The sequence below is a fragment of the Pseudomonas grandcourensis genome (assembly GCF_039909015.1).
Taxonomy (GTDB): domain Bacteria; phylum Pseudomonadota; class Gammaproteobacteria; order Pseudomonadales; family Pseudomonadaceae; genus Aquipseudomonas; species Aquipseudomonas grandcourensis.
Window position 1 is genome coordinate 2,914,609 of the sequence record NZ_CP150919.1, and the last position, 18,649, is coordinate 2,933,257.

An 18,649-nucleotide genomic window follows, 5' to 3' on the forward strand; every position below is an offset into this window, starting at 1 on the left:
CAGGGAAGGGGCGTCGTATGTTCGAGGGGCATGCCGGGGCGGGTACACGGGGCTTGCGCGAAGCACCGTTGAGCAGCGCATTTCGCGAGGCCTGGTTGCAATGGTCCCGGGAATGGAATCAGTTGCCCAGGGACGGCGACGACGATGCGCTGGTGGAGGCGGTGGCCGACCTGTCGACGCAAATTTCCCAGCGTCTGTGGCGCACGGCGTTCGCCCGGGTTGGCGAAGCGGCCACCGATCAGGTCAAGGCGCTGGTCTATGCCTTTGTCGCCTTGATCGATGAAACGCTGGTGTTCACGCCGTGGCCGGGCCAGTCCGCCTGGCAAGAAAAACCGCTGGAGTCGCGGATGTACGCCAGCCGTCAGGCCGGTGAAAAACTGCCGGCGGCGATCAAGACGTTGCTGGACGAGCAGATTCCCGCGACCCGCGATTTGGCCAATGTCTATTTGCAATGCCTGGTGTTGGGGTTTGAAGGGCGGCTGCGCGGCGAGCAGAGTCAGGCCCAGCATGAAAAATTGCGCCTGGCGCTGTTCACGTTTGCCTGGCAGCACGACGCGGAGTATGCCGATGTCAGCGACCGGCTCGCGCAGCCTTCGACGGTGCCCGCGGTGCAGTTGCCAGTGCGGCAGTCGTTGCCCGATGGCTTTCGCCTTGGCCTGGTCATTCTCGCCATGGTCATGATTCTGACCGGGCTGGGGCAGTTCTTCTGGCGTGACATTCGCCAGGAACTCGACCCGGTGTTGCAGATGACCGACCCGGTGACCACCTCGGAGCAAGACGCATGAGCACGCAGGGGATCGTGGGGCTGGTCATCGTCCTGTTGGTGGTGCTGGCGGTCATCGCGGTGGCGGTCTGGTGGTTGCGCACCCAGAGCGGGGCGGCGATCCGCAGTTTTTATAACGCGGTGCGCCATATGGAACAGGAGCAGGGCGCTCAGGACCGTTATCAGATTCCATGGCTGCTGATGCTCGGCGACGAAACCCAGGGCAGCCAGTTGTGCAACCAGTGGCACTTGCAACCGACGGATAGACCGGCCTGGTTCGGGCGCTGGTGGTCGGACCCAGAAGGCGCGGTGCTGGTGGTGCCACAGGCGTTGTTTTTGCCCGATGAAGGCATGAGTCTTCAGCGCGGCGGCTGGTGGCGCCTGTTGGGGTTGATCCTGCGGCTGCGCAGCAAACGGCCACTGGACGGGGTGATCTGGACCGTGCCGGTCAGCCGCCTGGGCAATGCCGAGCAGGCCGCGAACCTCGGTCTGGCGGCGCGCCGGCGCTTCATCGATCTGTTGCAGCGGTTTGGCCTGAGCCTGCCGGTGTACGTGGTGATTACCGGCATGGAAGAACTGCCGGGTTTTCAGGAGCTGATCTCGGCGCTCCCCACCGAAGCCCGCGAACGCACGTTGGGCTGGTCTTCACCCTTTGGCCCCGAAGCAGTCTGGCAGACGCAATGGAGTGATCAGGCGCTGGACCAGGTGAATCGGGCCCTGTCGGAATCGATCATTGAAATCGGTGCGTTGTCCGGCCATCTCAAGGGCGAGCTGTTTGGGTTGCCGGAACAATTCGAGGCCTTGAGGCACCACCTGCAAACCGTGCTCGAGCCGGTATTTCAGGGCAATGCCCAAGGCGAGGCGCCACGTTTTCGTGGGGTGTACTTCACCGCCAACCAGCCTTCGCAAGACGCCGCCGACGGGTTCTCGGCCCATGACAACGGGTTGCAACACAGTGCCTTTGCCCGGCAATTGTGGCAAAGCCGGGTGGTTGCCGAGCGAGGTCTGGCTCAGGTGGTGCCACGCTTGCTGCGCCTGCGTCAGCGCTGGCAGCGACTGACCGGTGTGGTGGCCTTGGTTGTCGGCGTGGTCTGGGCCGCCAGCATGCTCTGGGTCTGGCAGGACTCGGTCAAGGATGCCCATGAACTGTCGCGTCTGCTGCAAGGCGCACAGAAGAATTACGTTGCAGTCACCGATGAGTCCCATCGGCTGGAGTCGACCCGGCGCAACGTCCAGGGGTTCTGGCGGGTCCTGGAAAAGGCCCCGCGCTGGAGCTTCACCTCGGTGGTGTTTCCCACCTCCTGGTTCTCGTCGCTGGACAGGCAACTGGAGGATCAACTGCGCCTGACTGCCCAGAGCCATATGCTGGAACCGCTGCATGACCTGCTGAAGGCGCAACTGGTGCAACTCAAGGCCATTCGCAACACCGAGCGACGTGGCAACGTCGAAAACGAAGACCCGGCCCAATGGCAAAATTACGTCAAGGCCAAGGACCTGGTGGAGCGCGCGGTACGTCTCGAGCAACAGAATCAATGGTTCAATCAGGCGCTGAACAACCCCAAGGCGCCGCTCGAAGATCTGGCGTTGCTGAGCAATAACGCGCTGTCCCTGAACCTCAATGCCGGCACGTTGCACCGTGCGGGTTTTTACAACCGGGTGTTGCTCGATGCCAATGGCGGTGACCTGAAGCCCCTGGACCTGGCCATGGAACGTGCGGTCATCGAGGAGAATTTTTCCGGGCTCATGGAGCGTTGGCTTGACCAGTACTTTCTGGCCGACAACTTCGTCCGTCAGGCCGGTTATCTCAAGCTGCACCTTGAACGGCTGGAGGCCGGCAGCGGCAATTCCCTGGCGGAACTCGAAGACTTGCGCGCACTGATCGACGACCTGCAAGCGCTGGTGGGGCTGACCAATTCGGCCTGGAGTCGCGGCAAGGGCCAGGACCTGGTGCCAGGTTATCGCGAGATGATGGACAAGGTGCGCCAGAGCAGCCTGCTCGGCCCGCAGGTCGAGCAACAGCTGGACCAGCAAGCATCCAGGTTGCAGCAAAGCTTTCGTGATCAGTGGATCGCCCAGGCCGGGGCGCGGGGCAACTTGCTGGTTCAGCAAGGCAGTGGGCAACTGAGCTTGCAAGTGCACGTCAACCAGTTGAACAACGCGGTACAGGCCCTGTTCAAACGGGATTTCGTGGCCATCGCCTTGCGCGCGGATCAGGCTGCCGCTGTCGTTCAGGGGCAGAACGTCGATGGTGATGATCTCGGTACGGCGCTGAATTATTTTGCCAGCTACAAGAGTTATGCCGCCGAAGAGCTGCCACGCATTCCCCCGGCGTATCGCGATGCGGTGCTTCAGGCGGCGGAGGGGGCGGCGGCCAAGGCCATGTGGTTGAGTCTCAAGGACCAGAACGAGCAACCCCGTGGCGACGATGTATTCAACGTGCTGGCGCCACAGGCCGTGGCTTTGCAAAAAGCCTTCGCGGAGGTCCACCGCAACGATCTGGCCATGCGTGTGCAAAACGCGCTCAACCGTCGCGCCATGGCCCAGGTGGTCAGTGGTCTGGAGGAGATTACCGCGCAGCCGTTGTTCAGCGGACGCAGTGAGATCAGCCAGTGGGACGGCTCGAAAAACCTCGGCCTGCAACTGTTCGGCGCCCTTGATGTGCAGGATTTGAAGCTGAGCCTCAAGCAGCAATTCAACACCATGCTCGGCATCACCGAACGGCGCACCTCGGCGCTGGAGTGGCTGAAGACCCAGCAACAGAATCTATCGGCGCTGGATTACGAGCGTGTCATGCAATTCAGCGCGCTCAACGATGAACTGCTCAAGTACAAGGACCAGAACCCTGCCAGCTCGCCGGCCCAGATCGAGCAGTTGGTGAGCCGGGATTTCATTGAAATGGACGCCACGTCCTGCGCCCAGATTCTACAGACGGCCAGCTTGTCCGGCGGGCGCGGGACGCTGGCCCTGCGGGCCCTGGATCTGCAACAGAGCGCGATGCAACGCTGTCAGTTCTTGCAGCAGCAACAAGCAGCGGCGGCCTGGAACGACCTGGCCAACTATTTCAATCAATACCTGGCCGAGCGCTTCCCGTTTGCCAATGGCGTGCAGGCCACCGACGCCGACCCGGCCCGGGTTCAGCACTTCCTCGATTTGATCGACAAACGACTGCCCGTGGCGCAGGCCGGGTTGCAACTGAGCCAGACGCCGGAACGCCTGGCTGCCGAGGATTTTCTCAACCGTTTGAAGCTGGCCAGCACCTGGCTGGGTCCGCTGTTCGTGCGGGACAAGAGCGGCATCCTCGGCGTTGAAATGGACGTGCGCTGGCGCACCGATCGCGAGGAGGAGCGCGGCGCCGATCAAGTGATTGCCTGGGGCTTGAATGCCGGTAATCAACAAATCAGTTACCCCGGCGAACCACAGCCGAACCTGCGCTGGATGGTCGGCCAACCGGTCCGGCTGACCTTGCGCTGGGCCAGGAACGGCTCGCAACGCCCGGCCAATGATCCGTTGCAGCCCAATTTGATGGTGCGTGATTTCGAAGCCGGTTGGGAGTACGGCGGCCCGTGGTCGTTGCTGCGCTTGATGCGTTCGCACCAGTCGGTGCAACGCCAACCGAACATGGACTTCACCGATTTCCCGCTGACATTGCGCCTGCCGGTAACCGCACAGCCCAGCACCGCCGAGCAGACGCTGATGTTTGTGCGTGTGTCGTTAATGAGCCAGGGCTCGAAATTGCCGCTGTCCATTCCACCGCTGCCCACCCGGGCCCCGCGTTCACCGTTCATGCAAACCAGGGCGACTGCGTCTGCGACGGTCATGACTGAGGAGGAGGGCTTGTGAACCTGACTTCACCACCGCTGCCGGAGCTGATTGCCCGACTGCTCGAACCGATCAGCGAAGAGGCACCCTGCGGCGAGGATTTGCGTTACGAGCGTGAATTCGACCAGGCCCGTGAACTGCGCCGGGAGGACGACACCAGCCTGCCAACGGGGGTCTGGCAGTCGTCGATCAAGCGGGCGCAATGGCCCGAACTGGAAAAGCTGACCACCACGTTGCTGCTCGAGCGCAGCAAGGATTTGATGGTGTGTGCCTGGCTCGGTGAAGCCTGGTTGCATCGGGACGGCCTGGACGGGTTGCCTGGCAGCCTCGCACTGGTCGCGGGCCTATGCGAGCGCTATCCCGAGCAGCTTCATCCCCGGGCCGAAGACGGTGACCAGTCATGGCGGGTCATTCCCCTGGAGTGGCTGGTGCGGCGCTACAGCGAAGTGTTGCTGACAAGGGTGGCACTGATCGATCCGCGTCACGGAGAATTCGAAGGTTACTGTCTGGACGCGTGGCGGCGATTACAGCTGCAACAGGTACTGGTCAATGACAGCAAAGCGGCAAAAACCGCGGCGGAAACGGCACGGGGCGAACAGCAAAAACTCACCGAGCTGATCCGGTCCACGCCTCTGCCGCACTGGCTACGCCGCCAGGACAACCTGCTGGCGAGCCTGCAACATCTGCAACGGCTGCAAGCCTGGAGCGATGCTTACCTTGGCGCCCAGGCACCGGGCTTCGGGGGTTTGCAGGATGTGATCGAAGCATTATTGACACGGGTCCAGGAGTTCATCGCCATGCAGCCACGACTGTTGACCGAAGTGCCTGTCGAGCCGCCATCCCTGGCGGCGTCGGAATCGGCCGGGCCGGCGTCGGCGCCATCCACACATCAGGTGTTTCGCGAGCCGGCGAGTCGCGACGAGGCCTATCGACAATTACTGTTGATTGCCGAGTACCTGACGCGCACCGAACCCCACAGCCCCGTCCCTTACTTGATTCGCAGGGGGGTGGAGTGGGGCAACAAACCGCTGAGTGAACTGTTGGGTGAGCTGATCTCGGCCGATGCCGAATCCCGTCGTCTGTGGACGCTGTTGGGCGTCCTTTAATCGGTGACCGAGTACGGCGTGATCGGCGCGGGCAAGGCAATGGGCGTGAGCACCGGTTGGCCGGAGAAAAACGCCACGAGGTTCTTGCCCACCAGTTCGACGGTGCCTTGGGTGGCTTCCGGGGACAGCCCGGCGACATGAGGCGTGAGGATCACGTTGTTCAGGGTCTTGAGTGCATCCGGCACCTTCGGTTCGGCATCGAACACATCCAGCGCGGCGCCGGCGATCCGGCGTTGCTCCAGGGCGCTGATCAGGTCGGCAGTGGCAATCACGCTGGCCCGGGCGATGTTGACGATAAACCCGTTGGGCCCCAACGCGTCGAGGACCTGGCGATTGATCAGTTGCCTTGTGGCCGGGCCGCCGGGCGTGGCGACGATCAGGAAGTCCGAGGCCCGCGCCAGTTCGGTCGGGGTCGAGCAGAAGGTGTAGGACACATCGCTGCGACGCTGGCGATTGTGGTAGCAAATGTCCATGTCGAAACCGGCGCAGGCGCGTTTGGCGATGGCCATACCGACCGCGCCGAGGCCGAGGATGCCCAGGCGTTTGCCGGCCAGGGAAGGGCGCATGATCTTCGGCCACTCGCCGCGCCGTACGGCGGCATCACAGCGAGGTATGTCGCGCACCAGCGACAGCAGCAGCGCCATGGCATGGTCGGCGACGGACGAGGCGTTGACCCCGGCGCCATTGGTGACGGTGATGCCCCGATTCGCTGCGGCCTGCAGGTCGACGTGTTCATAGCCGGCGCCGATCACGCAGATGATCTTGAGGTTGGGCAGCGCGGCGATTTCATCGGCATACAGCCCCAACGGGCCACGGGTGAGGACGGCGTCGATCTGCCCGGTGTGGCGGGCGATGGCTTCGGCGCGCTCGGCGGGTGTCGGGGCCAGAATCAGGTGAAAGCCCTGATGTTCGAGGATAGGCAGGTAATCATTGATGGTTTCAACCAGTACCAGAACGGTTACAGGCATGCTTGGCTCCCTGTGGACATCGAAAAATCGGCTCGAACGTCACTTGAGATTGCTGATTTCAGGGCGGCTTGGCAACCACCAGCGATCGCAGCCCCCCGGCAGCTCCTGCGCCATTGAGGGCACTGCGCTGAGTGTAGGAGCTGGCGAAGCCTGCGATCTTTTTATCGAACGGGGTGCGGTCGCGTCACTTCGACGCCGTGAGTGTGGCCCGGGCAGCCTCGAGAATTTCATCCGACAGCGGATCGCCGCGGGTGGCCCGGGACAGCATCAGCGCCCCGAACATCAGTGAATACTGCACCAGCGCCTGCTGCCGTTTTCCGGCCTCGTCCTCTGTGTCCAGCAGCGAGCCGAGAGAATCGAGCAGGTTGTTCAGACCTTGCAGATAGGTTTGGCGCAAGCCGCTCTCGGCGGCCTCATGGCACATGTCCCCGGCAAAGGCCACCACCGGGCAGCTGTCGCCCGGATTGTCCCGGCTTTCGTTGGACAGGTAGGTTTCGACCACGGCGCGGCGGGAGGCGTCCTTGCCGTCATGCTCGGCCACCCGCCCCAGCCAGCGTTGCGCGGCCTGCTCGAAAGCCCGGCCGCTGGCCTCTTGCGCCAGGGCTTCCCTGGATTCGAAGTGCCCGTAGAAGCCGCCGTGGGTCAGGCCCGCGGCGGCCATCACATCGACCACACTGATCCCGTGCAAGCCGCGTTCGCGAAACAGCCGGGTGGCGGCTTCGACGATGGTCTCGCGGTTGAGGTCGGCTTGTTTACGGGAAACTCGGGGCATGGGTCATTCTCGGTTTGCAGGTTGAATGTCAGAGGGCGTATTGGGCAATCCCGTTGCCGAACGACCAGTTCTCTTTTTTCACTTCCACCAGATTAATGAAAACGTCCTCCAGACGTACGGCCAGCTCTGCGTTAAGGCTTTCGGCGATGGTTTTGTAGAGGAGTTTTTTCTGCTCGACGGTCCTGCCTTCGCTCATGGTGATCTGGATCACCACCAACTGGTCCGTGCGATTGATGCCCAGGTAACCGGGGTCAAAGATGAAATGCTGCTCATCGTGTTCGGCGAGGATCTGGAAATTATCGTTCTCCGGCACGCCGATGGTGCTGTGCATGGCGGCATAGATCAGTTGCCCGATGCGTTTGGCGTGGGTGGGGTCCTGATGTTTTTTGATGTCGACACGAACCAGTGGCATGGGCAGACTCCAGAAGGAATGCAGGTCGGTTAAAAATACATGATGCTAGACCTTTATCAAGTGCGGACTGCGCTTTGGCGATGAAGCGCAGGTGCACCGCAGATCCTTGTGGGAGCGAGCTTGCTCGCGATGGCGATTGATCAGTCAACATCGATGGCCAGATACGCGTACAAGTTTGATGCGTTTATCGATTTCATCAGTGAATTACCGAGGCCTGAACACTTCTCCAGGAATTGATCTGCTGGCGTCCTCAGAAGCAAGGTCGGGGTTCATAGCCAGCGCATTCTTTTGTTTTGTATGATGGCTCGATGAAGCTCTAGTGAGGCGTTATGCAAGACTCAAAAAACGTGGACGAGAAAGCGCCGGAAAAATCAGCGGACTCACAGGGCATCGTCAAAGCGGCGACTCGACGCCTTTCGCCAGAGGTTCGGGAAAAGCAGATCGTGCAGAAAGCCATCGAGCACTTTGCGACGTGCGGATTCTCCGGAAGCACCCGTGAGCTGGCGCGGCAACTGGACGTTACCCAGCCGTTGCTCTATCGCTATTTCCCCAGCAAAGAGGCATTGATCGACCGTGTTTACGACGAGGTATATCAGTGGGATGCCTCTTGGGAGACGATGATCAAGGATCGTTCGCAGCCCCTTCAGGCTCGCCTGGTTCGTTTCTATACCTCATACGCAAACGTGATTCTGCGGCGGGAATGGATTCGCATCTTCGTTTTCGCCGGATTGACCCGTGAAGGCATCAACGATCGGTATCTGGCCAAATTGCGTGAGCGAGTCTTCATTCCTGTTATTGCGGAAATTCGCCATACCCATGGTCTGGCGCCTTCCTCCGGTGAAACGATCAATGAAAAGGAGCTCGAACTGATCTGGAGTTTGCATGCCAGCATTTTCTATATTGGCGTGCGCAAATGGATCTACGATCTTCCAGTGACCGAGGACATCGATGCGCTGATAGAGCAGATGGTCGATGCGTTCCTCAATGGCGGCCCCCATGTATTGGCTCAAGTCGACAACGACCTCGGCGAAATGCCTCGCTTGAATTGATTTTTCCGCTTGCCGACCTCCTGAGACCCTGCTTTCACCCTTCTTTTTGTCGACCACTCATCACCTGTTTCAGCCTTTGGCCGGATAGGTGGCGGGAGGGCGCGCACCCCGCTATTTCGCTCTGAAAAGCCCTTTCCAGACACTTGGAACTCGCCCTGCCGAGACGACACCACAACGTGGTTAAGGGGCAGCCCCCAAAAAATGTGGTCCTCCGGCTATTTACTTCAATTTCGTCAGGTCTTATTGTTTATCGAGTGATAAATAACTACAAAAAACTGTTGGAGGCACCATGCAAGTCCGAAAACTCGCTCATTACTCGATCCGGTCGTTCGACCTGGAAAAGTCCAGCCAATTTTATGAAAGGGTGCTCGGTTTCACTCCTGGCTACCGGCCGCCGTTCGACTTTCCTGGCGTGTGGTTGTACATGGGAGGGGATGAGCAGGACTTTGGTACGGTCCACATTATCGGGATCGATCCCTCTAACCCCGAGGGTCTGAAGAAGTATCTCGGTGACAAAGAAATCCCGCTGAAGGGCACTGGAACCGTTGATCACATTGCTTTTCTGGTAACAGGCCTGGTTGGGTTCTGGAGTGTCTTCAAAGCGCAGGGCATTGCCTGGCGTGATCGTACCGTTCCGAGTCTGGGCTTGCATCAGGTCTTCATCGAAGACCCTTGCGGCGTCACCATCGAACTCAACTTCCCGGCCTCCGAGATTGAAGCGGTCGGTTCTTACGCCGCCCATGTCGCTGCGACTGTAGAGGTGCAGCCATGATTAATATGCCGAACAAGCGCCGCGCTATTGTCGTCGGTGGTTCGCTGGGTGGTCTGTTTGCGGCGAACATGTTGCTACGCAAAGGCTGGGATGTGGAAGTCTTCGAACGGGTACCGGATGAACTCGCTGGACGTGGCGCGGGGATCGTTACACACCCTGAATTGTTCGAGGCGATGGCTGCAGCGGGCATCCCGCTCGATGCGTCGGTTGGTATCGATGTGCTCTCGCGCGTCACTTTGGACCAGGACGGCGACGTCGTACTCGAGAACGCGCTCCCGCAAACGCTGACCGCGTGGGGCAAGATGTACCAGGTTCTGCGCGCCGCTTTTCCGGACTCGCTCTATCGTTGCGGTGGCAGCGTCGTCACGGTCGAAAGCACTGAGTCCCATGCCAGTGTCACATTGGCTGATGGCACAACTCATCAAGCGGACATCATTATTGCTGCCGATGGTTTTCGGTCGACGATTCGCCAGCAGCTTTTGCCTGACTTACACCTGCAATACGCCGGCTATATCGCATGGCGCGGGTTGGTCGATGAAAGTGTTCTTTCCGACTCCGCCCACGCATCGCTCTTCGATAAATTTGCATTCTGTTTACCCCCGCGCGAGCAAATTTTGGGGTATCCAGTTGCCGGCCAGTCGAACAGCACCCTTGCAGGAGAGCGCCGTTATAACTTTGTATGGTACCGCACCAGCGGCGTCGATGAGTTGAAAGATCTGCTCCGGGATGAGAGCGGAAAACAGTTTGAGGGTGGAATTCCTCCGGCACTGATACGCCGTGATGTGCTCGCCAATATGTATAAGTCCGCCGATACGCTACTTGCCCCGCAGTTTGCTGAAGTCGTGAAGAAAGCAACGCAGCCGCTGTTCCAGCCGATATACGACCTGGAAGTACCGAGGATGAATTTTGGTCGAGTTGCTTTGCTCGGTGATGCGGCGTTTGTGGTTCGTCCCCATTGCGGGATGGGTGTGACCAAGGCGGCCGGTGATGCCTTGGCAATCGTGGAAGCGCTCGAGCGACATGCATCCGTTGAAGATGCCTTGGCGGACTACAGCGAACAACGTTGCCGTTTCGGCGCCTCGATAGTTCAGCACGCCAGGCATCTTGGTGCGTACATGCAGGCGCAGCTGAAAAGCGAGGAAGAGCGCGAAATGGCTGAGTTGTACCGGACTCCAGAAGCCGTGATGCGTGAAACAGCAGTGCCCGTGAAGTTTTAATTCAGTTACACGCCCTTCGCAGGAGAGAACCATGGAACATGCATATCCGCAAGACGGTGGCCCGGCCGTGTCCGCTGAACAGCTTGAAGACACGATTCAAAATCCGATTCTCGAAAACCCGCAGTTTTGTGCATTGGTAAAACAGCGACGAATATTTTCGTGGAGCATGACTGCTCTCATGCTGGCGGTATATTTCGGCTTTATTCTTTCGCTGGCCTTTATTCCTGCCCGCTTGGGTACACCCATCACCGAAGGTCAGCCCATGACGTGGGGCGTGCCGATTGGCTTCGCAATGCTCGCCTTTACGGTTCTTCTCGTTGCTGTCTACGTATGGCGCACCAACACCTGCTACGACCCAAAAATAAAAATAATCATCAGGAGCTTCAAAAAATGAAGCGTCTTCTTATTACATTCTCGGCCATCCTTGCTTCGGCAACTGTATACGCGAGCGATGTCCCCGCCGCAGTGCCCAAACATAATCCCATTGCCATAGGCATGTTCCTGGCATTCGTCGTATTCACTCTATTTGTCACCCGATGGGCCGCGCGTAAAAACAATAGTGTTGCCGATCACTATGCGGCAGGTGGCAAAATCACCGGTTTCCAGAATGGTTGGGCCATCGCCGGAGACTACATGTCTGCTGCGTCGTTACTGGGCATCTCCGCGTTGGTGTTTACCAGTGGCTTCGATGGACTGATCTACTCAATCGGCTTTCTTGCAAGCTGGCCGATCATTCTGTTCCTGATCGCGGAGCCATTGCGCAACCTTGGGCGCTACACCCTGGCGGACGTTCTGTCCTACAGGCTGAAGCAAAGACCCATACGAGCTTTTGCGGCGTCCAGCTCTATCGTGATCGTGTTGCTTTACCTGGTGTCTCAACTGGTAGGCGCTGGAAAACTGGTGGAACTGCTGTTCGGCTTTGATTACACCGCGGCTGTACTGCTCGTCGGTACGCTGATGGTCATCTATGTTTTCTTTGGCGGGATGCTGGCAACCACCTGGATTCAAATCATCAAGGCAGTGTTGCTGTTGACCGGCTGTGTTTTCATGGCTTTCATGGTGTTATCCGAGTTCGGATTCAGCCTGAACCAATTGTTCACTCAAGCCACTCAGGTTCATCCATCCCATGGGGCAATCATGAGCCCCGGAGGTTTGATTTCCGACCCGGTATCCGCCATTTCTCTGGGGTTGGCACTGGTCTTCGGTACGGCAGGTCTTCCACATATTCTCATGCGGTTTTTCACCGTTGGTGACGTTAAAGCCGCGCGCCAAAGCATTCTTTATGCCTCCGGTCTTGTCGGCATAGGGTATGCGCTGATTGTCATCATTGGCTTTGGCACCATTGCCCTGGTTGCGAGCAATCCTGCCTATCACGATGCATCAGGTGGAATATTGGGTGGCGTTAACATGGTTGCCATTCACCTCGCCCATAACGTCGGCGGTAATGTCTTCCTCGGATTCATGTGTGCGGTATCGTTCTCGACGATACTGGCGGTAGTGGCAGGGTTGACCCTGGCTGGCTCGTCAGCTGTTTCTCATGATCTCTATGCACATGCATTGCGCCGCGGCACCGCCAGTGACCGTGACGAAATGCGCGTCTCTCGTGTTACGACCATCGTACTGGGTGTGTTGTCGATCCTCCTGGCGATTGCGTTTGAAAAGCAAAACATCGCCTTTATTGTGAGCTTGACGTTCTCTATCGCCGCAAGTTCCAACTTTCCGGTACTGCTGTTATCGATCTACTGGAAAGGCTTGACGACCCGTGGCGCCGTGATTGGCGGATCACTGGGGCTGGTATCGGCAATTACCCTGTGCATTCTCAGTCCAACCGTTTGGGTCAAGATCCTTCATCATCAGCAAGCCTGGTTTCCTTATGAATATCCGGCCCTGTTTTCAATGGCCGTAGCATTCATCGGTATTTTCTGTTTTTCCATTATCGATCGCTCCGCCGGTGCCATCAGTGAGCGCAATCGATTCGAAAATCAGTTGGTCGACTCTGAACTGGGTACGCCGGCAACATGGAAGGCTCAGCTCAAAGCTGATTGATCCATGTAGTTACTGTCTGCATTAAATAACTCCTGAATAACGGCGCTCATGCTCCATGTGCTGTTGGGGCATTTGTGCCTGAAAAATCGCTGAATAGTTAATACAAAAATAAGAACCTCAACTTGGGTGCACATAAATGAAATGTACTTTGACCGTTGCGGCTGCCATGTGTGTATTGGCGCAGCAAGCCCATGCGGCTGGCTTCATTGATGATAGTAAGGCTGCGCTTAAACTGCGTAATTACTATATCAACAGCGATTATCGTGACTCTGCAACACCCGCGCAGAAAGCCGCCAATCAAAGTTATCAAGCGGAATGGGGACAGGCTTTCCAGCTGGAATTCATCTCCGGATACACCCAAGGCCCTGTAGGGTTTGGTGTCGATGCTTTAGGCATGTTGGGCGTAAAGCTCGATTCAAGCGCCGGCAAGCATGGCAATCCAACGGGTACCAACTTCGGTGGCGTGGTGTTTCCAAGCGACGGCGATCATGCGGTTGACGACTTTTCCAGTCTGGGATTGACCGGGAAAGTGAAGATATCCAAGACCGAGTTGAAGCTTGGTACGCTGGTCCCGAAACTGCCGGTTATCTTCAGCAATGACGGGCGTTTGCTGCCGCAAACCTGGCAGGGAACCCAGGTTACCTCCGCGGACATCAAGGATCTGACCCTGGTAGGAGGTCAAATTGACGGGGTCAAGGGCCGCAACTCCAGCAATAACGAAAATATGTCAATTGCGGGTGCCAACAATCCTGTCACCGGTCGCTTCAGTAATAAATTCATTTATGCGGGCGGCGATTACAAACTGACCAAAGATCTGACCTTGCAATATTATTACGGCAACCTTGAAGATTTTTATAAGCAACACTTTCTAGGGCTGATTCATAACTGGGCAATCGGTTCGGGCGTTCTGACCAGTGATATTCGATATTTCAATAGCCAGGATGATGGTGCAAACGGCCATGACCCTGCTTACTTCACGACAGGCTACTACGGCGGTAATACGATAAAAGGCAAGGTCGACAATAACCTGTTCAGTGGATTATTTACCTATGCCGTTGCCGGTCACACCTTCGGAGCCGGCTATGAGGTTAGCAATGGAAAAAGTGATTTCCCTTATTTGAACCAGGGTGACGGTCCGACCACTTACACCATCACGGAAATGCAGGTCCAAAAATTCGTGCACGCTGGCGAGAAGTCCTGGCAAGCACGCTACGCTTTTGACTTCGCGAAACTGGGCTTGCCCGGTGCGACGGCGGGGGTTGTATACGTTAAAGGTGATGACATCAATACCATCGCATCCAGCAATTCCAGTGAGTGGGAACGCGATATAACGCTGGCCTATGCGGTGCAATCGGGGCCGCTAAAAGGCATCAGCGTCATGTGGAAAAACGCAATGGTACGAAACAACATCCCAAACACCCGCCAACAAGACGAAAATCGGATAATCATTAATTACCAATTGGCATTGTTTTAGGCGTTATCCGATAGAACGCAGGTGAAAGTATATTCAGCGGGTTAGCGGTCCGCTTGACTGACAGGCAGCACTTTCAGGAGTGTTGCGTGTACATGCCGTTCTCTTCCAACGGCATGTTTTATAGAAGAGAAACATTTCCCTTGATTGGGGTAGGGCGGTCAAGTGATCCTTCACCGCCTTTTTTTATTCCGAGTGTGCGATAGGCGACCGATTCAGCACGTCAGGATCGCTCATGATCCCAACGATTCCTGCCAGCCACGTCGAGCCAGTGGAAGATCAAGCATACGCTTGCCGGTGGCATTGCTGATGGCGTTGCCCAGCGCTGCGGCCATTGGGCCCTGGACGATTTCCGCGGCACCGAGAAATGGCTGATCCGGCTGATCGATCATGTGGACCTCGACCTGTTTCGGCACCTCGGGAAAACGCATGATCGGATAGCCACTCCAATCGAAGCTATGCAGGCCATTGGCGTCATAGAGGATTCGTTCATAGAGCGTCCAGCTGGCGGACTGCACGATGCCGCCCTGAATCTGATTGAGCAGCCCATCGGGGCTGACAATTTGCCCCACATCGACGGCGGTAACCACCCGATCAATCGTCACTTGCCCGGTCTGGCGCTGTACATGTAACTGTACGGCGATGGCGCAGTAACCCATGATGTTTTTATAGCGTGCGAAGGCGAAGCCGATTCCGCTGCCGGGGCCTGTTGCTTTTTGCGGCCAGCGGAACGCGCTGGCCACGCGATCCACCACTGCCCGTGCACGCGGATCGCTCAAGTGATTCAGGCGAAATTGCACCGGATCCACAGCGGCCCGAGTCGCCAGTTCATCCACCGTGCTTTCTATGGCGAACACGTTGATATGGGCACCGAGCGAACGCATGGCCGAAGTCCTGAATGGCATGGTCAGCACAAAATTCAGGTCAACCTGCAGGTTGGGTATCTCATACAACGGAACCGCGTTACGGTCGCCATCACCCTCGGGTTGGGCGATCGGGACTGAAGGAGCAGGGGTGAAGGGTTTGGCCAATAGCCACGCCGGTAACAGGCGCCCGGCATTGACGATGCGTTCGTTGTGCGGAGTACTCCAGAGCTCGTATTTCCAGTCACGAAGACGCCCGTTGTCGTCCAGTCCCGCTTCCATTTCGGCCAGCATTGCCGAGCTGTAGGGCTCCCAGAGATTTTCCTGTTCGCGCATCCATTGCACCCGTATGGGCTTGCCAGGCAGTGCCATGGCGATCAACGCGGCATCGGCGGCGGCGTCATCGGCGCCGTTGTGACCATAGCAGCCGGAGCCTTCAGCATGGATGCAGCGTACCTGCTGCACAGGCAGACCCAGCATCTCGGCGATGCCCATGCGCAGAGGATAAACACCCTGGGTGTGGGTCCAGACGGTCAGCGTCCCATCCTTGAACCACGCCACAGCGCAAGACGGCCCGATGGAGCCGTGCATCAGGTATTGCTTGGTCACCCGTGCTTTGTACGCACGCGACTCAGGTTGCGTGAGGTGTCCCTTGGCGCTCACCGGATAGCGCCGCGCTGGCAGTTCGGTGAGGAGTTGATGGATATGTGTCGAGTCAGGTAGAGGATTACCTTCTGTCCAGCGGGCAGTGGCGTAGCCCTCGCGCATCGCCTTGACCGCCAGCCATTCATCGGTGGCGACCACGGCGAGGTAACTGCCGTTGCGGACCAGCTTTACCACACCGGGGAGTTTGTTGAGGGCGGCTTCGTCAATGTCCAGAAGCTGACTGCCGCGCCGGGGTGGACGTATTACGCGGGCATGCAGCATATCGGGCAGGCGCATGTCCTGCACATAGGCCGCACCGCCGCTGACCTTGTCCGGGATGTCCAGCCGAGGCAATGATTTGCCGATCAGGGTGAAACTGCTGGCTGGCTTGAAGGGGGAACTCACCGATGCGAAGCGATGCAATTGAACCCCGACCACCGCTTGTATGTAGGTCATGCTGCGGCCTTGCCCATCGTAGATCACAGCGTCCCGCGTGCTGAGGCTGTCGATGTTGCATCGCCATTTATGTGCCGCGGATTCGAGTAACAACTGACGCACCTGGGCGGCGGCATTGAACAATGCAGTACCGCTGTCGACGATCGTATGGCTGCCGGCGGTGTAACCCTCATTGGGTGTCAGCGCAGTGTCGGCAGTGAGAAAGCGGATGAGACCAGGTGATACTTCCAGGCGTTCAGCGGCGATCTGCAGGAGCGCGGTCTTGACGCCAGTGCCCAGTTCCACTTTGCCGGTGTAGACGGTGATGCCGTCTTTCGCGTCAATGCGGATCCAGGCGTCCAGATAGGGCGTGGCCCGCAGGCTGCCTGGCAGATCAGGCGCCAGGATCGCCGTACCCAAGGTGTCCACTTCGGTGTCAGCGAGGGCGCGCGGGATACCCGGGAGCATTGCGAACCCCATCACCAACGCGCCGTTTATCACAAAGGCGCGGCGGCTCAAGTCGACGTTTTGCGTTGAGGATTTCATACCTTGTCTCCCTGCGCGATGACCGACTTGATAGCGGCAAGGATCCGCACATGAGTGCCGCAGCGGCACAGGTTGGGCGCCATGTGGCGACGGATCGTTTCATCGTCCGGATGAGGGTTGGCCTCCAATAGAGCCTGCGCCCGTACGATCATCCCCGCGATGCAATAACCACACTGGGCTGCCTGTTCGTCGATAAAGGCTTTCTGCAAAGGCCCCGGTTTGTCGGCGCTGCCCAGGCTCTCCACTGTACGCACTGATTTGCCCGCCAGCGCGCCGCAGGGTGTCAGGCATGAAAACACCGGTTTATCGTTCACTAAAACGGTGCAAGCGCCGCACTGACCCAAGCCGCAGCCGTATTTCGCACCATTGAGCCCTACCTGGTTGCGCAGGGCATACAGCAGCGGCATGTCTTGCGGGATGTCCAGTTCATGCGTCTTGCCGTTGATGTCGAGTGTGATCAAGGTTGTTACTCCTGAGCCCGAATGCTCTTGATTGTCTTGTCGAGGTCTGTCCAGGGACTGGTCGGGCAGTTCTCGTTGCGCAAGTACTCGGCAATTGCGGCGAGGTGGGAGTCATCCAGACTGTCTGCGAAGGCAGGCATGTAGTGGCTGGAAGCGGCGGTGGACATCGGGATGCCCTGCAGGATGGTTTGGATCAGGTTACGTGGCGAGTCCGCCGTCACTGCGCTGGTGTTTACCAGAGCGGGCCTCGATTCAATGGCGCGCATGGGGGCGGCGGAGCCGTGGCAACTGGCGCAGGCACCGTCGAACAGCGACGCGCCTGGCAGCGCCCTGGCACCGGGCTTGGCCTCAGGAGGACAGGTCGGTGACGTCACGTCCGAAGAGGTTTTTTTGAGCTCAAGAATATAGCGGGCGATGGCATGGGCATCTTCCACCGGCAATTGCGCGATGCTCAGGCTGACCGGCAACATCGGGCCCGCCGCTGCACCGTGATCTTCGGCGACCTTACCCGTCAGATAGGCGACCAATTGGGCTTCATTCCAGGGGTGTTGAGCTTCGGCCATCCCGCGCAGGGAGGGGGCCGTCCAGCCGTCGACGATACTGCCGTTGAACAGTTCGCTGCTCTTCTCGCCGCCAATCAGATTCAGGGGCGAATGGCAGGATGAACAGTGTCCCGCGCCTTCGACCAGATAGCGTCCGCGGTTCCATTGCGCTGACCGGTCGGGAAGTGGTTCCAACGGATCCCCATGCAGGAACAGCAAGTTCCAGAAAGACACCAGCGCACGGAAGTTCATGGGGAAAACCATATGGTTTTCAGGTGCGGTGTATTTGACCGGGTCCACGTTCATCAGGAAAGCGTAGGCATCCGCGATATCGGCATCATTCAACTTTCGGTAATGCACGTACGGGAAAGCCGGATAGAGAAAGTGACCGTCGCGGGCGATGCCTTCACGCATGGCTCGTTCAAAGGCCTCCAGCGACCACTTGCCGATACCGGTTTCCCGGTCCGGGGTGATGTTGGTGGTGAAGAGTGTTCCGAAGGGCGTTTTCAATGGTAATCCGCCCGCCATGTAGTCGCCTCCTGGCCGCGTGTGGCAGACCGCGCAGTCTCCCGCCTCGACGATGCGCCGGCCTCTGTCCAGGGTTTCGCGTCCGGCACTCCGAGGCTGGCTGACAGTAGCTATTTCCGGCCTCCACATCATCCAGAACGCGAACCCTATCCCCACCACGCCAAGCGCCAGAACGGCACCGATGATCGTCTTGCGCGTCATCGCCTAACCTCTCGAACTGAGTAAACGACAGAT

At 58.4% G+C, this 18,649-nt stretch carries 15 protein-coding genes; 9 read left to right on the forward strand and 6 right to left on the reverse strand.

Translation table 11 applies throughout. The annotated features are described in order from the left end of the window. Positions 1–17: 17 nt before the first annotated feature. The 3 genes from AABM52_RS13160 to tssA are packed head-to-tail and all read left to right on the forward strand — an operon-like array spanning position 18 to position 5,688. Positions 18–785: a DotU/TssL family secretion system protein gene (locus AABM52_RS13160; protein WP_347912170.1), complete on the forward strand. Its 768-nt coding sequence runs from the start codon at positions 18–20 to the stop codon at positions 783–785. After that, positions 782–4,603 (forward strand): type VI secretion protein IcmF/TssM N-terminal domain-containing protein, encoded by a 3,822-nt coding sequence (locus tag AABM52_RS13165; RefSeq protein ID WP_347912171.1) that lies wholly within the window; start codon positions 782–784, stop codon positions 4,601–4,603. The genes AABM52_RS13160 and AABM52_RS13165 overlap by 4 nt, the downstream gene beginning before the upstream one ends. Further along, entirely contained in the window at positions 4,600–5,688 is a 1,089-nt protein-coding gene (gene tssA, locus AABM52_RS13170) for a type VI secretion system protein TssA (RefSeq protein WP_347912172.1), read from the forward strand. The genes AABM52_RS13165 and tssA overlap by 4 nt, the downstream gene beginning before the upstream one ends. On the opposite strand, the gene AABM52_RS13175 is transcribed toward tssA, so the two are convergent. The 3 genes from AABM52_RS13175 to AABM52_RS13185 all read right to left on the reverse strand — a co-directional run bounded on the left by AABM52_RS13175 (position 5,685) and on the right by AABM52_RS13185 (position 7,840). Beyond that, on the reverse strand, positions 5,685–6,656 hold the full coding sequence (locus AABM52_RS13175) for a 2-hydroxyacid dehydrogenase (protein WP_347912173.1): 972 nt from the start codon (positions 6,654–6,656) through the stop codon (positions 5,685–5,687). The genes tssA and AABM52_RS13175 overlap by 4 nt on opposite strands. 184 nt (positions 6,657–6,840) lie before the next feature. Beyond that, a complete protein-coding gene (locus AABM52_RS13180; RefSeq protein WP_347912174.1) occupies positions 6,841–7,428 on the reverse strand; it encodes a TetR/AcrR family transcriptional regulator in 588 nt (195 codons plus the stop codon). Positions 7,429–7,456: 28 nt separating this feature from the next. Continuing rightward, positions 7,457–7,840, reverse strand: coding sequence for a tautomerase family protein (locus AABM52_RS13185; protein WP_347912175.1), 384 nt, complete (start codon positions 7,838–7,840; stop codon positions 7,457–7,459). A 347-nt stretch (positions 7,841–8,187) separates the two neighbouring features. Here AABM52_RS13185 and AABM52_RS13190 point away from each other — a divergent pair, with 347 nt between their 5' ends. The 6 genes from AABM52_RS13190 to AABM52_RS13215 all read left to right on the forward strand — a co-directional run bounded on the left by AABM52_RS13190 (position 8,188) and on the right by AABM52_RS13215 (position 14,398). Continuing rightward, positions 8,188–8,889 (forward strand): TetR/AcrR family transcriptional regulator, encoded by a 702-nt coding sequence (locus tag AABM52_RS13190; RefSeq protein ID WP_347912177.1) that lies wholly within the window; start codon positions 8,188–8,190, stop codon positions 8,887–8,889. A gap of 289 nt (positions 8,890–9,178) precedes the next feature. Beyond that, complete coding sequence (locus tag AABM52_RS13195) at positions 9,179–9,661, forward strand: VOC family protein (RefSeq protein WP_347912178.1); 483 nt, start codon at positions 9,179–9,181, stop codon at positions 9,659–9,661. Next, on the forward strand, positions 9,658–10,878 hold the full coding sequence (locus tag AABM52_RS13200; protein ID WP_347912179.1) for an FAD binding domain-containing protein: 1,221 nt from the start codon (positions 9,658–9,660) through the stop codon (positions 10,876–10,878). The genes AABM52_RS13195 and AABM52_RS13200 overlap by 4 nt, the downstream gene beginning before the upstream one ends. A gap of 31 nt (positions 10,879–10,909) precedes the next feature. Next, positions 10,910–11,272 carry a DUF485 domain-containing protein gene (locus AABM52_RS13205; protein ID WP_347912180.1) on the forward strand — a complete coding sequence of 121 codons (363 nt, stop codon included), beginning with the start codon at positions 10,910–10,912 and terminating at the stop codon, positions 11,270–11,272. Then, positions 11,269–12,924 carry a cation acetate symporter gene (locus AABM52_RS13210; protein WP_347912181.1) on the forward strand — a complete coding sequence of 552 codons (1,656 nt, stop codon included), beginning with the start codon at positions 11,269–11,271 and terminating at the stop codon, positions 12,922–12,924. Before AABM52_RS13205 ends, AABM52_RS13210 begins: the two co-directional genes overlap by 4 nt. A 136-nt stretch (positions 12,925–13,060) precedes the next feature. Next, positions 13,061–14,398 (forward strand): OprD family porin, encoded by a 1,338-nt coding sequence (locus tag AABM52_RS13215; RefSeq protein WP_347912182.1) that lies wholly within the window; start codon positions 13,061–13,063, stop codon positions 14,396–14,398. Positions 14,399–14,628: 230 nt separating this feature from the next. Here AABM52_RS13215 and AABM52_RS13220 read toward each other — a convergent pair whose 3' ends face one another. From AABM52_RS13220 to AABM52_RS13230, 3 genes are read right to left on the reverse strand one after another with little or no spacing between them, the layout of a single operon-like run. Next, entirely contained in the window at positions 14,629–16,884 is a 2,256-nt protein-coding gene (locus AABM52_RS13220; protein ID WP_347912184.1) for a molybdopterin cofactor-binding domain-containing protein, read from the reverse strand. Further along, positions 16,881–17,345 (reverse strand): (2Fe-2S)-binding protein, encoded by a 465-nt coding sequence (locus AABM52_RS13225; protein WP_347912185.1) that lies wholly within the window; start codon positions 17,343–17,345, stop codon positions 16,881–16,883. Before AABM52_RS13225 ends, AABM52_RS13220 begins: the two co-directional genes overlap by 4 nt. 5 nt (positions 17,346–17,350) lie before the next feature. Then, the gene (locus AABM52_RS13230; protein WP_347912186.1) at positions 17,351–18,616 is read right to left on the reverse strand and encodes a c-type cytochrome; all 1,266 of its coding nucleotides are present in this window, start codon (positions 18,614–18,616) and stop codon (positions 17,351–17,353) included. Between the last annotated feature and the right edge of the window lie 33 nt (positions 18,617–18,649).

What these genes read in the sequence shown, in the direction of transcription:
- AABM52_RS13160 (WP_347912170.1), top strand. Translation starts at nt 18, where the DNA reads ATGTTCGAGGGGCATGCCGGGGCGGGTACACGGGGCTTGCGCGAAGCA.
- AABM52_RS13230 (WP_347912186.1), bottom strand. Translation starts at nt 18,616, where the DNA reads ATGACGCGCAAGACGATCATCGGTGCCGTTCTGGCGCTTGGCGTGGTG.
- AABM52_RS13205 (WP_347912180.1), top strand. Translation starts at nt 10,910, where the DNA reads ATGGAACATGCATATCCGCAAGACGGTGGCCCGGCCGTGTCCGCTGAA.
- AABM52_RS13200 (WP_347912179.1), top strand. Translation starts at nt 9,658, where the DNA reads ATGATTAATATGCCGAACAAGCGCCGCGCTATTGTCGTCGGTGGTTCG.
- AABM52_RS13185 (WP_347912175.1), bottom strand. Translation starts at nt 7,840, where the DNA reads ATGCCACTGGTTCGTGTCGACATCAAAAAACATCAGGACCCCACCCAC.
- AABM52_RS13195 (WP_347912178.1), top strand. Translation starts at nt 9,179, where the DNA reads ATGCAAGTCCGAAAACTCGCTCATTACTCGATCCGGTCGTTCGACCTG.
- AABM52_RS13220 (WP_347912184.1), bottom strand. Translation starts at nt 16,884, where the DNA reads ATGAAATCCTCAACGCAAAACGTCGACTTGAGCCGCCGCGCCTTTGTG.
- AABM52_RS13215 (WP_347912182.1), top strand. Translation starts at nt 13,061, where the DNA reads ATGAAATGTACTTTGACCGTTGCGGCTGCCATGTGTGTATTGGCGCAG.
- AABM52_RS13210 (WP_347912181.1), top strand. Translation starts at nt 11,269, where the DNA reads ATGAAGCGTCTTCTTATTACATTCTCGGCCATCCTTGCTTCGGCAACT.
- AABM52_RS13165 (WP_347912171.1), top strand. Translation starts at nt 782, where the DNA reads ATGAGCACGCAGGGGATCGTGGGGCTGGTCATCGTCCTGTTGGTGGTG.
- AABM52_RS13175 (WP_347912173.1), bottom strand. Translation starts at nt 6,656, where the DNA reads ATGCCTGTAACCGTTCTGGTACTGGTTGAAACCATCAATGATTACCTG.
- AABM52_RS13180 (WP_347912174.1), bottom strand. Translation starts at nt 7,428, where the DNA reads ATGCCCCGAGTTTCCCGTAAACAAGCCGACCTCAACCGCGAGACCATC.